This window comes from Pedobacter sp. V48 (assembly GCF_000523515.1).
Taxonomy (GTDB): Bacteria; Bacteroidota; Bacteroidia; order Sphingobacteriales; family Sphingobacteriaceae; genus Pedobacter.
This window is the reverse complement of record NZ_AWRU01000033.1, coordinates 228712-243318: the sequence shown is the minus strand read 5'-3', so window position 1 is coordinate 243318 and position 14607 is coordinate 228712. Positions and strand designations below refer to the sequence as shown.

The 14607-nt window shown below is 38.7% G+C and carries 12 protein-coding genes; 6 read left to right on the top strand and 6 right to left on the bottom strand.

All coding sequences use genetic code 11. The annotated features are described in order from the left end of the window. Positions 1-294 precede the first annotated feature (294 nt). From nagA to N824_RS25410, 4 genes are all read left to right on the top strand, one after another. Positions 295-1416: an N-acetylglucosamine-6-phosphate deacetylase gene (gene nagA / locus N824_RS25425; protein WP_048907909.1), complete on the top strand. Its 1122-nt coding sequence runs from the start codon at positions 295-297 to the stop codon at positions 1414-1416. A 23-nt stretch (positions 1417-1439) separates the two neighbouring features. Further along, the gene (gene pyrH, locus N824_RS25420) at positions 1440-2147 is read left to right on the top strand and encodes a UMP kinase (RefSeq protein ID WP_048907908.1); all 708 of its coding nucleotides are present in this window, start codon (positions 1440-1442) and stop codon (positions 2145-2147) included. A 40-nt stretch (positions 2148-2187) separates the two neighbouring features. Continuing rightward, positions 2188-2751 carry a ribosome recycling factor gene (gene frr / locus N824_RS25415; RefSeq protein WP_048907907.1) on the top strand — a complete coding sequence of 188 codons (564 nt, stop codon included), beginning with the start codon at positions 2188-2190 and terminating at the stop codon, positions 2749-2751. A gap of 83 nt (positions 2752-2834) precedes the next feature. Next, a complete protein-coding gene (locus N824_RS25410) occupies positions 2835-4586 on the top strand; it encodes an ABC transporter ATP-binding protein (protein ID WP_048907906.1) in 1752 nt (583 codons plus the stop codon). A 5-nt stretch (positions 4587-4591) separates the two neighbouring features. Here the strand turns inward: N824_RS25410 and N824_RS25405 are convergent, their stop codons facing one another. The 6 genes from N824_RS25405 to N824_RS25380 form a co-directional block, all read right to left on the bottom strand. Next, a complete protein-coding gene (locus tag N824_RS25405) occupies positions 4592-5869 on the bottom strand; it encodes an MFS transporter (RefSeq protein WP_235207297.1) in 1278 nt (425 codons plus the stop codon). Between the two features lie 66 nt (positions 5870-5935). Then, positions 5936-6568: a thiamine phosphate synthase gene (locus N824_RS25400; protein ID WP_048907905.1), complete on the bottom strand. Its 633-nt coding sequence runs from the start codon at positions 6566-6568 to the stop codon at positions 5936-5938. 4 nt (positions 6569-6572) lie between these two features. Beyond that, a complete protein-coding gene (locus N824_RS25395; protein WP_373419297.1) occupies positions 6573-9047 on the bottom strand; it encodes a TonB-dependent receptor in 2475 nt (824 codons plus the stop codon). 207 nt (positions 9048-9254) lie between these two features. Next, entirely contained in the window at positions 9255-9782 is a 528-nt protein-coding gene (locus tag N824_RS25390; protein ID WP_048907903.1) for an AAA family ATPase, read from the bottom strand. Continuing rightward, positions 9766-10380: a nicotinamide riboside transporter PnuC gene (gene pnuC / locus N824_RS25385; RefSeq protein ID WP_048907902.1), complete on the bottom strand. Its 615-nt coding sequence runs from the start codon at positions 10378-10380 to the stop codon at positions 9766-9768. Before pnuC ends, N824_RS25390 begins: the two co-directional genes overlap by 17 nt. A 73-nt stretch (positions 10381-10453) precedes the next feature. Next, positions 10454-10975 (bottom strand): hypothetical protein, encoded by a 522-nt coding sequence (locus N824_RS25380; protein ID WP_048907901.1) that lies wholly within the window; start codon positions 10973-10975, stop codon positions 10454-10456. A gap of 290 nt (positions 10976-11265) precedes the next feature. On the opposite strand from N824_RS25380, the gene N824_RS25375 reads away from it, so the two are divergent. Next, a complete protein-coding gene (locus tag N824_RS25375) occupies positions 11266-11568 on the top strand; it encodes a carboxypeptidase regulatory-like domain-containing protein (protein ID WP_235207296.1) in 303 nt (100 codons plus the stop codon). Between the two features lie 218 nt (positions 11569-11786). After that, on the top strand, positions 11787-14603 hold the full coding sequence (gene carB, locus N824_RS25370) for a carbamoyl-phosphate synthase large subunit (RefSeq protein ID WP_048907899.1): 2817 nt from the start codon (positions 11787-11789) through the stop codon (positions 14601-14603). Positions 14604-14607: the final 4 nt, after the last annotated feature.

Here is a 14607-nt window from a genome sequence, read left to right as displayed (position 1 = left end):
TGCCTTAGAGGGCTGGTTAAGATCAGTACKGTTCGCGGGATATGCGCAGAATCGGCTTTCCCTTTCTTACTTGAGAAACTATAGCTAGTTTCTCCTCAAATGTGTGTTTTGTCATAAATAGCGAACCCCAAAAGTTTTTGTCTAACTTTTGGGGTTCACTTCATGGTGATATCCCCTCTTTTTTTGTTTTCCGAGGAATCGAGGGATGGCGACAGCGGCTCTCTTCTTTTCTTTTTATACAGGAAACATTCTAGTAAAAACTTTTCTCTAAGTTTGGGGCAAAATTGTATTTGTATGTTAGCTATTAAAAATTGTAAGTTCTTTGCGGACGGGCTGCTAGTAGCAGGTCAGAATATTTTAATTGATGAGGGTGAGATAGTAAAACTCGGCACCGAAGAAATTCCAGTTGGATATGAAATTGTAGATGCCAATGGAAGCTATTTAAGTCCTGGTTTTATTGATCTTCAGATTTATGGTAGCGGAAAGGATCTTTTTTCTGCTTACCCAACAGCAGATACCCTAAGGCAAATGGATTTAGATTTGCTAACTAAAGGAACCACAAGCTTTTTAGCCTGCGTAGCCACAAATACTCCAGAGATTGTCCATGAGTCCATCTCTGCTGCAAAAGCTTATCGTAGCGAAGCAAGAGGTTTTCTGGGCTTGCATTTGGAAGGGCCTTACATTAACGCAAAACGCAGAGGTGCCCATATTGAGAAATACATTTGCAAAGCCTCCTTTGATGAGGTAAAAAAATTGCTTGAATACGCAGATGGTACAGTGAAAATGATGACCATAGCTGCCGAACTTCAGGATGATGAGGTTATAAATTACCTGCTCGATAACGACATCATATTATCATTAGGCCATAGTGATGCCAATTTTGAGCAAGCCACTGCGGCTTATGATATGGGCTTTAAAACGACAACGCACTTGTTTAACGCGATGCCTTCTATCCATCACAGATCACCGAATTTGCCTGCGGCAGTGTTTAGTCACCCTACAGCAATGGCAAGCATTATTGCAGATGGGAATCATGTTGATTTTGAAATTGTAAAAATGAGCTACAAGCTGCTCAGAGAAAGAATGTTTTTGATAACTGATGCGGTTACTTCATGTAATATAGGCCCTTATCAACATCAGCTTTCTGGTGAGAAATTCATTACTCCAGATGGAACTTTATCTGGATCTAACATAACAATGTTACAAGCTGTACAAAACTGTGTAGCACATTGCGATATTCCATTGACAGAAGCCTTGAATTTAGCAACGCTAAACCCTGCAAGGCTTATGAAATTGGATGCTAAGCTGGGTAATTTAAAGGTTGGAAATAAGGCCAATTTGGTCTTACTTTCCGAAAAATTAGACCTGTTAAAAGTTTTTGCAGACGGAGTTGAACATTTGAGCCTTATTAATTAAAACAAATAGTTATTTTTGGAGTCATGAAGTATAAACGGATCCTATTGAAATTAAGTGGCGAATCGCTAATGGGCGATAAGCAGTATGGTATTGATAATGAGGTTGTAAAGCAATATGCTGAAGACATTAAGGCAGTACATGCCAAAGGCCTTGAAATAGCAATTGTTATTGGTGGTGGTAATATTTTTAGAGGTTTAAGTGCTGAAAAATCTGGGATGGACCGTGCTCAAGCCGATTATATGGGTATGCTGGCCACAGTAATTAACAGTATGGCCTTGCAAGATGCACTTGAAAAAGTCGGCCTTAAAACAAGGTTGCTTACCGCAATAAAAATGGAACAGATCTGTGAGCCTTTTATTCGCAGAAGAGCTGTACGCCACCTTGAAAAAGGACGTGTGGTAATTTTCGGAGCAGGTACCGGTAATCCTTATTTTACTACTGATTCTGCAGCTGCTTTACGCGCAATTGAGATAAAAGCAGATGTTGTTTTAAAAGGAACCCGTGTTGATGGTATTTATACCGCTGACCCTGAGAAAGATCCTACGGCTACTAAATATTCCGAAATTACTTTTAAAGAAGTTTATGCTAATGGATTAAACGTAATGGATATGACTGCTTTTACGCTTTGCGAAGAAAATAAACTGCCAATTATTGTTTTTGATATGAATAAAACAGGTAATTTCATGAAAATCGCGAATGGCGATGGTATTGGTACCCTTGTTAAAAACTAATAGCAATATTTTATATAAGTTTGGTTAAATTTTACACATCATGAATGACCTCATAAAGAAACAATTACAAGATGCTCAGGCTACCATGGAAAAAGCCATTTTGCACTGCGAGTCGGAACTGACGAAAATTCGTGCAGGAAAGGCTTCTGCTGGTATGCTGGATGGTATTATGGTTGATTATTACGGAAATCCTACTCCTTTAAGCCAGGTTGCAAGTATCAATACTCCTGATGCTCGTACATTGCTTATACAGCCTTGGGAAAAAGCTTTGCTAGTTCCTATTGAACGTGCAATTATGGAAGCTAACATAGGTATCAATCCTCAAAACGATGGTATTATTATTCGCTTGGTAGTTCCGCCTTTAACTGAAGAACGTAGAAAGGATTTGGTTAAAAAGGTTAAAGAAGAAGCTGAAAGAGGCCGTATTACTGTTCGTAACATCCGTAAAGATGCTAATGAAAAGGTTAAAAAATTGAAAGGCGAAAGTGTTTCTGATGATGAGATCAAAACAGGTGAGGCTGAAGTTCAAAAAATTACCGATGCTTACATTGTAAAAATCGATAAACACGCCGAAGCAAAAGAGAAGGATATCATGACTGTTTAGGTCAGGATTATAATTTATACGTAAATTAAAGGGAATGGAAGTAATGCTTCATTCCCTTTGTTTATTTTTAACAAATTTTATTTATGAAAATCTTATTCAGCTATTTAAAAAACTATAAAGGTCTGATATTTCTGGCCTTGTTTCTGGCTGCAGTTAATCAGATATTTTCTTTTCTTGATCCATATGTTTTTCGTTTAATCATTGATAAGTACGTTACGAACTATAAGCATTACACTACCGATGAGTTTATAAAGGGTGCTGGCGTACTTATTTTATTGGCAATGGGAGCAGCAATGGTATCCCGCATCGCCAAGAATTTTCAGGATTACTACGTAAATGTAATTACACAAAGACTAGGAGCTAAAATATATTCCGATGGTCTTGCTCATTCTTTGGAATTGCCTTATCAGGTTTTTGAAGATCAGCGCAGCGGAGAAACATTAGGTATTTTACAAAAAGTTAGGATTGATACTGAAAAACTGGTTCAGGCAGTAATAAATGTTTTGTTTACAAGTATTATCGGGATCATTTTTGTGACCGTTTATGCCATCTCTGTATATTGGGTTATTGCTGTGGTGTATTTTTCTTCTATTCCTTTACTTGGATTTTTAAGTTCGTTTTTAAGTAAACGGATAAAAAAAGTTCAAAAGAATATTGTAGCAGAAACAACATCACTTGCAGGTTCTACCACAGAATCGCTGCGTAATATTGAGCTGGTGAAAAGTCTGGGACTTGCTAAACAGGAAATAAACAGGTTAAACACTACTACAACAAAGATTTTAGGGCTGGAGCTTAAAAAGGTAAAATACATCCGCAGTTTGAGCTTTATTCAGGGAACGTTTGTGAACCTGTTGCGTAACGGGCTGCTCTTTTTGATGATGTACCTGATCTTTGCAGGCAGAATTACTGTTGGTGAATTCTTCTCACTGTTCATTTACTCCTTCTTTATTTTTGGTCCTTTGCAGGAATTGGGTAATATCATTAATGTGTATAGGGAAACCGAGGTATCGCTAAATAATTTTGAGCGGATTATGTCTATTCCGAAGGATAAGAAGCCTGATAATCCAACATCAATTGCTAAAATCAAGAAATTAGAATTTGATGAAGTTAGCTTTAAGCACCAATCGGCCTCTACTAACGCCTTAAATGGCATCAATTTCGAAACGAACCTTGGAGAAACGATTGCCTTTGTAGGGCCATCAGGTTCTGGTAAAACTACGCTTGTTAAACTTCTGGTAGGGTTATACGAGCCTAAGGAAGGAGCTATTAAATATAATGGAGTTACCGCGACCAACATAGATCTTGATGAATTGCGAGAAAAAATAGGCTTTGTAACACAGGATACACAATTGTTTTCTGGAACAATAAGAGAGAATTTGCAGTTTGTAAGGCCAGAGGCAACTGATGAGGAGTGTATGAAGGTATTGCATCAGGCCGCTTGTCAGAATTTATTGGCCAGAGCAGATAAAGGTCTGGATACCATGATTGGTGAAGGCGGAGTGAAGGTTTCGGGGGGCGAAAAGCAACGTTTATCTATTGCCAGAGCACTATTGCGTAAGCCGGATATCCTGGTTTTTGATGAGGCTACCTCATCATTGGATTCTTTAACGGAAGAAGAAATTACGGCAACAATAAGAGAGGTTTCTGATATCGATAATCACATGACGATATTAATTGCTCACCGCTTATCGACAATTAAACACGCCGATAGGATCTATGTATTGGAAAAAGGGAATGTAATTGAGCAGGGAACTCACGATGAGCTTGTACTTCAAAATGGTTTGTACTATGCGATGTGGAGACAACAGGTGGGTGAAAGATTCTCTGTGGCTTAATAAGCTTAAACATTCTGCTCGTTTATTTCCTGTAATGTTAGCTTGGTTAAGTTTTTTGTTTTGAGGTAGGTAATACCTGCAACGAGAATAGTCATGCTGCCTCCAAAAACTACGGCAGGCACTGTTCTCATAAGCTTTGCAGTTAAGCCGGACTCAAAGGCCCCTATTTCATTTGAAGAGCCAATAAACATACTGTTTACAGCAGATACACGTCCGCGCATATCATCTGGAGTTAACAACTGCATAATGGTAGATCGGATGATTACACTAACGCTATCAAATGCGCCTTCTGCAAATAGAAGTACAAGCGTTAAGTAGAAGTTTTTAGATAGACCATAGCAGATGATGCTGGTTCCAAAGCCAGTTACCGCAATCAAAAGGTTTCTCCATGGCTTGTTCATAGGAGAATAAACGGTCATGATAAGCATTGTGAGTACGGCACCTGTAGATGCAGCAGCTCGCATGAACCCTAATCCCTCGGAACCAACTTTGAGGATATCATTAGCAAACACTGGCAACAAAGCAACTGCTCCTCCAAAAAACACTGAAAACAGGTCGAGGCTCATGGCGCCAAGCATCATTTTGTTTTTAAATACAAATTGTACACCTTCTGTTAGGCTTTTTACAATACTTTCTTTTGGAATAAAGGTTGGTGGGTGGGACTTTAAAAAGAAAATACAAACTAATGAGATGGATATGAAGGTGATAATTACATAGTAAGTAACAGTTATACCGTAGAAGCCATAAATTAGTCCACCTGCCATGGGCCCAAGGATAGAGGCAAGCTGCCAGCTTGTACTATTCCAGGTGCTGGATTTTGGATATAATCTTTTAGGGATAATCTGTGCCATTAAGGAAAATGTTGCCGGGCTGAAAAAACCTCTTGCAATACCTATTCCAAATACCATCAGATACATAATTGGAACAATATAACTTGTGGGGATATAAGTATGCATTTGCTTTGTAGTAACGATAAGCATTACTAAAGAGCACAGAAATACGCCAAAAAATACTTTGAGTAAAAGGCCTCTTTTCTCTGATTTATCCGCAATGTAACCTCCATATAAGGCAATGCCAATTGCTGGGATTGCTTCGCAAAGACCTACAAGACCCAAGGCAAGGGGGTCTTTTGTTAAATGATAGACATGGAAGCCGATAATAACAGCTTGCATTTGGTATGCGAATGTAAAAAAGAAACGCATGCCCAGGTAAGATCGGAATTCCCTGTATAGCAGAACTGCGTAAAAGGGATCTGGTTTTTCTATGATTTCGGTATTGTCCAAAAGGAAAAATATTTTGAACAAATGTAGTTGATAGACAAATAAATTTTAAAATTATTTGTCTCGCAATTACATAATCTTGTCATAAAATGTAAGATATGCTTCTCTCATATCCTCAGCCTGATTAATTGCGGCTGATGCTGCTATTCCAAAAACACCAGTTTCCATAAGTGCTTCTATATCATCAGAAGTAACACCTCCAACGGCTAAAACTGGTAAGATAATGCCATTTTGATCTAGGGTTGTTATTGCTTTTTTATATCCTTCTATACCAATATGAGGGGCATTGTTGGGCTTGGTTGTCGTATCGCGGAAGGGACCAAAGCCAGCATAGTCTGCCCCCTCTTTGGCAAGTCTGATTAAACCTTCAACTGTGTTTGACGAACCGCCGATGGTTACTGCTTCTCCTAATTGTGCTCTTAATTTTATGAAATCAGCGTCCATATCTTCAATATGGAAACCTTGGATATCGGCTTTGCCATTAAGGTGAATGTGATCTGTAACGATTAAGGTGGCCCCCCAATCGTCACAGATTTCAGCAATCACATTGATATCTTCTAAAAGCTCATCATCATTTTTTGTTAAACATCGATATTGAATCCACTTTGCTCCAGCCTCACAAGCTATTTGTGCCTGCTCGATATGGGTTAACTGATGAATATCGTGTGTAATAAAATGTAGTCTTTCGATGAACTTCTTCATAGGATTAAAATTTCAAATTTAGCGAAAGTAAGAAATTAGTTCCGGCCTGAGGGAAGTAAAAGTTCTCTGTTGTGGTTCCCCACGGGTAAATTGAACTGTAGGTATAGCCATTACTTTCGTATTTTTTGTTTAGAATGTTATTGGCAAGCAGGCCTATGTTTATGTTTTTGATCCCTTTTAAACTGAAGTCGTAACCAAGCCTTGCATTATTTACCCAATAAGCATCCAGTTTACGGCTCTCGTTTTGAGTGTTGTCCATGTATTGCTTACTTACATATTTGCTTTGTAACGCAATGGCAAAGCCAGCTACTGGTTTGTAAACCAGTTCTCCAAATATCACTGAGTTTGGTGAGAAAGATATATCTGGATTAGCATAGTTTGTAGCCTGTACATTAATCAGGTTAAAATCATTATCATATTCTGATACATAGTCTACATAATTCTTGATCTTATTTCTGCTGAACGCTGCGTTTGCATTAACAGCAAAGCGAGAACTGATAATATAAGATGCGTCTAGCTCCAGACCAATCCTGTAACTTTTGTCTACATTTTGACGGTAAGCATCGGAATATTCGTTGATTTCGCCTGTAAAAATCAGCTGGTCTTTGTAAAACATGCCATAAGCATTTAGGCCAACATTAAAATCAGTGTTTTTAAAACGGTAGCCTGCCTCTATATTATTTAAGCGTTCTGGTTTAGGAACAGCCAGACCCTCTTTTAAATTGGTGAAATCGTCACGATTCGGTTCTTTATTTGCAACACTGAATGAGGCGTAAAAGTTGCTTAACTCGTTTAAGAAATAGGTAGCCCCAACTTTAGGATTAAAGAAATTGTAGTTGTTATTGTAATCTAAACTTTTGCGATTCTTGTCAGTTCCTGAAATATCATATTTCACATTTCTGTACTGTAAATCTGCGAACAAGCTTAACTGAGCTACCGGATTATAATTTACTTTGAAGTAGCTATTGAAGTCGTCCTTATCTCCTTTGCCATCATAGTAGTGGTAGTCGTTGGTTGAAGTTGATGCATATTGAGCCCATATTACTTGCCCAAAATGTTTACCTCTGTACTGGTTATAAGCACCACCAAGTGTGAAATTTAAATTTGACTCTGGTTGGTAATTAAAGGCATAAGTAAGACCATAAAAGTTGTTATCTAACCAGCGACGGCGAATAAGATGGGTTCTTTCAATAGTTGTACCACCTGCCATAACATTTGGCAAACCATAGTTTTTAAGTTTCTGATTGTTTTTATATTCTTCAAAATATCCTTCGCCCTGGGTTAGGTGTAATGCCCCGTTGAACGAGAACTGTTCGTTGAACTGTTTTGCGTATAAAGCTTGATAATGGTTTTGTTTGTAATTATCGTTCTGATCCTTATAAAGGAACTGATTGTACTTTCTGTTGTCCGAATTGAACAGGTTTAAAGAATCTGCTTTGGTATTGTACAGATAACCAAGGTTATTGTTGTAATGTTCCTTTAAGCCTTCAATGTCTCCTCTAAGTTTTGCTTCTGGAACACCATTCCATGCCTGGTAAGTTTCTTCCGTTCCTGAAAATACGTTTACACGTACTATGTCGGTTTTTCCATGATATGCGCCTGATAAGAAGTATGATTTAAGATTAGAGGCCGAACGGTCGATAAACCCATCAGATTTAATTCTTGATAAACGACCGTCAAAGCTCCATTTGCCATCTATAAGACCGGTACCCACTTTAACAGTATTTTTAAGAGTGTTATAGCTTCCGTAAGTATTGTTTATTTCTGCGTAAGGGGTTTCCGAGCTTGATGAGGTTTGGATGTTTAAACTTCCGCCAAAGGCGCCAGCTCCATTTGTTGAGGTACCAACGCCGCGTTGTATTTGTACATTGTCGACAGAAGAAGCAAAATCCGGCATGTTCACCCAGAATGTACCCTGGCTTTCACTGTCATTATACGGGATTCCGTTTACAGTAACGTTTATCCTGCTCGCATCACTACCTCTTATTCTAATACCTGTATATCCTACACCTGCACCGGCATCTGAAGTAACAACCACGCCTGGTGTGTTGTTCAGTATGAAAGGAAGATCCTGTCCGAAGTTGTTTTGTTCAATGTCTGCTTTGCTAATGTTTTTATAGGTAGTTGCAGACTTTTCATTTGCTCTGGTTGCTTTTACAATAACTTCGTCGGCAAGGAAAGCAGATTGAACTAATACAAAATCAAGTGTTTGATCGGCATTAATTGTAATGGTCTTTTCTATTGTTTGGTAGCCAAGGTAGCTTACTAATAACGTATAACTGCCTGCTTTTAAATTGGTTAATTGGTATTTTCCCTGTTTATCGGCAGTTGTTCCGGCAGATTTATTTTTTAGCTTAATAGTAGCGCCAGATAATGTAGCATTTGATTTTTCGGATACGGTACCTGAAATTGAGAATTGCGCTTTTACCAACACCGGCAATAGCAACACAGCAAGCGCTGTGATCATTAATTTTTTCACTTTATTGTTTCTTTTAGTTAAACCACTGTAAGTAAGGGGTACTTACAGCCCAGTTAAACTCCATAACTCCAATCCCTCCGCCGGCATTATCCGGATCAGGTGCATATATCTGTTTATAGATATAATGGGTATGCTCTCAGCCTGTTTTCGTGTTTTTTACAAAACAAGGCACCCCTTTTTGATGGTACAAAGGTATTAATTTTTTTATCAGAGTAAAAATGTTTGAACAGCTGTAATTGCGTTATTTAATCTATCCTCTCCCTGGCCACCAACTTTAACGTATACTGCATTCAAGGCTTTAAGTTCCTGATGCCATACCTGCATAAAATGCTCTCTTTTGTGTGGAAAATCACGAAGGGGGTCTTCTTGCCAGGGCAGGTCAATATCCATCAGCAAGTATAAATCGTAGTTGTATTTAGGGAGTGCATCAAGAACAATCTTAGGAGTTTCCCCAAAAACTTCGTCGCTCCATATTTTTACAGTGATAAAGGTTGTATCGCAGAAAATAAGCTCTTTTTCAGCGATGGCAAGTATGGAGTCTTCGAGTGCCAATTGCCCATGAAACATGTTTACCTCGTCCTGTAAATTGCATGGCTCCGTCAATGCGGCACAGTAATATCTTGCGTATTCAGGCACCCATAAAGTATTGAAGTGTTTTGCAAGCTGCTGGGTAATGGTTGATTTTCCGGTACTCTCCGGGCCAACAATGGCTATCTTTTTAGTGGGTGTGTTCACGATAGGTTCTCCTCCAATCTAAATAGCCTACAGAGGCAATATAAACATACAATGCGTACATAACCGCTGTAGCGTACAGGTCTTTTGAAATGTACATGCCAACATATATGATATCAACAAAAATCCAGATCAGCCAGTTCTGTAATACCTTCCTTGCAAGGAATATTTGCGCTATTAAGCTACAGGCAGTACAAAAGCTATCCAAAAACGGGAACGAGGCATCTGTATTCTTTTTAAGCACAAAACCCAGTATTAATGTAAAAACAATTACGCCTAAAATAGAAAGCATAATTTCTTTTTGGGTAATGATGGTAATTGGTCGTGATGCTTCTGGATTATTTCTGTTCTTGCTCCAGAAGTACCATCCGTAAACATTCATCGCAAAAAAATAAAACTGCAAACCCATATCGGCGTAAAGCTTTGATTCGAAGAAGATGAAAATATAGATGACTACACTTACTATCGCAATGGGCCAGTTGTATATATTGTTTTTGGCGGCAAGCCATACACATAGTATACCAGTAAAAACACCTAGCCATTCCAATAAACCCGTTTGTAAAAATAACTGAGTGAAACTATCCCTTAAAACATCAAACATTTACCAAAAGTAAAAAAAAATCCGGCAGGAAGAATTCCATACCGGATAGTAAACCAAACAAACTATTTATCTTTTATTGCGCTTTAGGCGACGATGTGAAGCCTATTGATGTTCTTATGCTTACATCAGCGCTTGTGTTATTTCTTAAAACATATTCAACTCTTACACGGAGACTGGTTCCTTTGATGTAATCGTCCAAAAACTTTGAATTATCTATATCTAACGCAAGTTCGGAGCCAATGTTCTCTTGTATATCGCTTCTTGACGCAACCATGACCTCACCCCCGTTTTCATTTGATACGAAAAGCTTTACAGACTTGAACATACCCAAACTTTTATTGCTAGGATTACTGGCAATCATTTTTGCAGATGCAATTCTAATTTCTTTTATGTAATTGGTTCCGTTTTTATTTCCAAAAACATCATCAAAACTTGTTGCCGCAGATTTTGCAGATATAGGAGTATTGCTTTTACTTGAGGCGGGGATAACTATTGTTGCGGTGTAAGGAAATGTAGATTTAATAATAGATTGAACTGTTCCGCAACCACTCAAAATTATGGTGATTGCAAATAAAAATGGTAATATCTTTTTCATATGTGAGAATATGCAAATGTTATTCCATCACAAAAAAAGGGTATACATGCTTTGTGGTGGGTGATTTTGTAGTTAATTATATACAGATATCTGGAATAACTGTAGGCCTTTGTAGCTGTTTTTAAATTTTATAAAAACAATTGTTTAATCTGTTTGTAGTTAACAAGCACTAGCTAAAATATGATATGGCACAATGATACTAACTAATTGATGGTTAAATAATATTGATTAACAGGAGTTGTGGAGGCTTCTTTAGTCAGCTAATTCAAATTCTTATGAAAAAGTTAAGTGTGAATTTCTTAATAATTGCAGCGTTTTCGTTGTTATTATTAGCTTTCGTTACCATTAAGGATGGCGGAATCAAAGGTAAAGTATCTCCTGATAGTGGTGCGGTGCAAGTAGTTGCCGTGTCTGGAACAGATACATTAAAAGGGGATCTTAGTAGTGGTAGTTTTACCATTAATAATGTTAAACCAGGTACCTACACCGTATGGGTTAAAGCTAAACCACCGTATAAAGATAAATCAGTTGAGAACGTTGCTGTCGTTGATAGCACTGTAACCGACGTTGGAGAAATAAAACTTGAACAATAATTCTATAGATTAAACGCTGGGAAGGGGGGCATTTAGCCCCTTTTTCGGTTTATAAGGGTTTTTGAAAAAATACCTGATTTTTAACGTTCAAAAGCGTAACTTTGCATCCCGACAGAAGAGTCGGGGATCTTTAATGATATCAAAGAAATCTCTAAGACGATTCCAGTCTACAATAATTGCATTTTTTACCCTTATAACTTTAGACTTTTTAAAGCCTTATGCCTAAAGACACCTCCATACGCTCGGTACTCATCATCGGATCGGGTCCTATCATCATCGGTCAAGCTTGTGAATTTGACTACTCAGGATCTCAAGCCGCCTTATCTTTAAAAGAAGAGGGAATCGAAGTTTCGATCATCAACTCCAATCCTGCAACCATTATGACCGATAAAGTAATCGGTGATCATGTTTACCTGTGGCCATTGACAGTAGATTCTATTGAGCAGATCTTACAAGAACGTAAAATAGATGCTGTATTGCCTACCATGGGTGGTCAAACGGCTTTGAATCTTTGCATTGAGGCCTCTGAACGTGGAATTTGGGAGAAATATGGCGTACGGGTGATTGGTGTTGATGTTGCTGCAATCGAAAAAACGGAAAACCGTGAAGCCTTCCGCCAGTTAATGGTTGATATAGGTGTAGGGGTTGCAACTTCAAAAATTGCCAACTCTTTCTTAGAAGGTAAAGAAGCTGCTCAGGAGATTGGTTATCCTTTGGTAATTCGCCCCTCTTATACCCTAGGTGGCTTTGGTGGTGGTTTTGTACACAAGAAAGAAGAATTTGACCAGGCTTTAAAACGCGGACTTGAGGCTTCTCCAACACACGAGGTATTGGTAGAACAAGCGGTTTTGGGCTGGAAAGAATACGAATTGGAGTTGTTGAGGGACAGTAATGACAATGTAATCATCATCTGTTCTATTGAAAATTTCGATCCAATGGGTATTCACACAGGCGACTCAATCACTGTCGCGCCTGCCATGACATTGTCTGATCGTTGCTACCAGGATATGCGTAACCAGGCGATCAAAATGATGCGCGCGATCGGAAACTTCGCAGGTGGTTGTAATGTACAGTTCTCTGTAAATCCGGATAACGACGAGATCATTGCAATCGAGATTAATCCAAGGGTTTCGCGTTCATCGGCATTGGCCAGTAAGGCTACAGGTTATCCGATTGCTAAAATAGCTGCTAAACTTGCTATAGGTTATAACCTGGATGAGCTGGAAAACCAAATTACAAAAACTACATCTGCATATTTCGAGCCAACACTTGATTATGTGATTGTGAAAGTTCCCCGTTGGAACTTCGATAAATTCAAAGGAGCGAACATGGAGTTGGGCTTGCAGATGAAATCTGTAGGTGAAGTAATGGCCATCGGACGTACTTTTATTGAAGCGGTACAAAAAGCTTGTCAGAGTTTGGAAATTGGCAGAGCTGGTTTAGGTGCTGATGGGAAACATAGCCGAAGTATTGAAGAGATTATGCATGGTCTTGAACATCCAAGCTGGAATCGTTTGTTCCTGATTAAAGATGCCATGAGTATGGGTGTACCATTAGAGTCAATCCGTAAAGTTACGCGTATTGATAAATGGTTCTTGTCACAAATACATGAATTGGTTCAGCTGGAGACTGAATTGAAACGTTATTCGCTAAATAATATTCCTAAAGATTTCTTCTTTACCTTAAAGCAGAAAGGTTTCTCTGATATTCAGATTGCTTATCTGCTAGGAAATGTAACGGAAGACGAAGTTTATGAGCGCAGAAAGTCATTAGGCATCAAACGTGTTTATAAAATGGTAGATACTTGTGCTGCTGAGTTTGCTGCACAAACGCCTTATTATTACTCTACTTTTGAAGAAGAGAATGAATCCCTTCGTTCAGATAAAAAGAAAGTAATCGTATTGGGATCTGGTCCTAACCGTATTGGTCAGGGTATAGAATTCGATTACTCTTGTGTGCATGGTTTGCTCGCCGCCAAAGAGAGTGGCTTTGAAGCAATCATGATCAATTGTAATCCTGAGACGGTGTCTACAGACTTTAACATGGCTGATAAGCTATACTTTGAGCCTGTATTCTGGGAGCATGTACGTGAAATCATCGAGTTGGAGGATCCAGTAGGTGTTATTGTTCAATTGGGTGGCCAGACGGCCTTAAAAATGGCTGAGAAGCTCCAGGAGAACGGCATAAAGATCATTGGTACTTCTTATAACGATATGGATGTTGCTGAAGACAGGGGACGTTTCTCTGACTTACTCAAAGAATTGGACATTCCTTATCCAAAATATGGTGTTGCAGAAAACGCTGAAGAAGCAATTGTTGTAGCAAATGAAGTGGGGTATCCGGTATTGGTTAGACCAAGTTATGTATTGGGTGGACAGGGGATGAGCATTGTGATCAACGATGAAGACCTTGAAAAGGCCGTTGTTAAATTATTAGGTGACCTTCCCGGTAATCGCGTCTTGATTGACCACTTTCTGGACAGAGCGGAAGAAACCGAATCGGATTCAATCAGTGATGGTGAAGACGTTCATATTGTTGGATTGATGGAGCATATCGAGCCGGCTGGAATTCACTCTGGAGACTCTAGTGCTGTGTTGCCGCCTTTCAGTTTGTCTGAAAAGGTAATGAACGACATGGAGACTTACTCTAAAAAGATTGCGAGAGCCTTAAATGTAATCGGTTTGTTAAACATTCAGTTTGCAGTTAAAGACGAGAAAGTATATGTAATTGAAGCCAATCCAAGAGCGTCAAGAACTGTTCCTTTCATTGCTAAGGCTTATGATGTTCCTTACATTAACATTGCCGCTAAAGTGATGCTAGGTGTCAATAAGCTGAAAGATTTTACCATCGAGCGTAAACTGGAAGGTTATGCGATTAAAGAGCCTGTTTTCTCTTTCTACAAATTCCCTGAGGTAACTAAAGAATTGGGCCCGGAAATGAAGTCGACAGGGGAATCCATCAGATTTATCAAAGACACTGAAGATCCTTACTTCAGACAGCTTGTTAAAGAAAAATCAATGTATTTATCTAAATAATATA

Bases quoted from the DNA above. Each gene is read 5' to 3' on its own strand.
- nagA (WP_048907909.1), top strand. From the start codon at position 295: ATGTTAGCTATTAAAAATTGTAAGTTCTTTGCGGACGGGCTGCTAGTA.
- pyrH (WP_048907908.1), top strand. From the start codon at position 1,440: ATGAAGTATAAACGGATCCTATTGAAATTAAGTGGCGAATCGCTAATG.
- frr (WP_048907907.1), top strand. From the start codon at position 2,188: ATGAATGACCTCATAAAGAAACAATTACAAGATGCTCAGGCTACCATG.
- N824_RS25410 (WP_048907906.1), top strand. From the start codon at position 2,835: ATGAAAATCTTATTCAGCTATTTAAAAAACTATAAAGGTCTGATATTT.
- N824_RS25400 (WP_048907905.1), bottom strand. From the start codon at position 6,568: ATGAAGAAGTTCATCGAAAGACTACATTTTATTACACACGATATTCAT.
- pnuC (WP_048907902.1), bottom strand. From the start codon at position 10,380: ATGTTTGATGTTTTAAGGGATAGTTTCACTCAGTTATTTTTACAAACG.
- N824_RS25380 (WP_048907901.1), bottom strand. From the start codon at position 10,975: ATGAAAAAGATATTACCATTTTTATTTGCAATCACCATAATTTTGAGT.
- carB (WP_048907899.1), top strand. From the start codon at position 11,787: ATGCCTAAAGACACCTCCATACGCTCGGTACTCATCATCGGATCGGGT.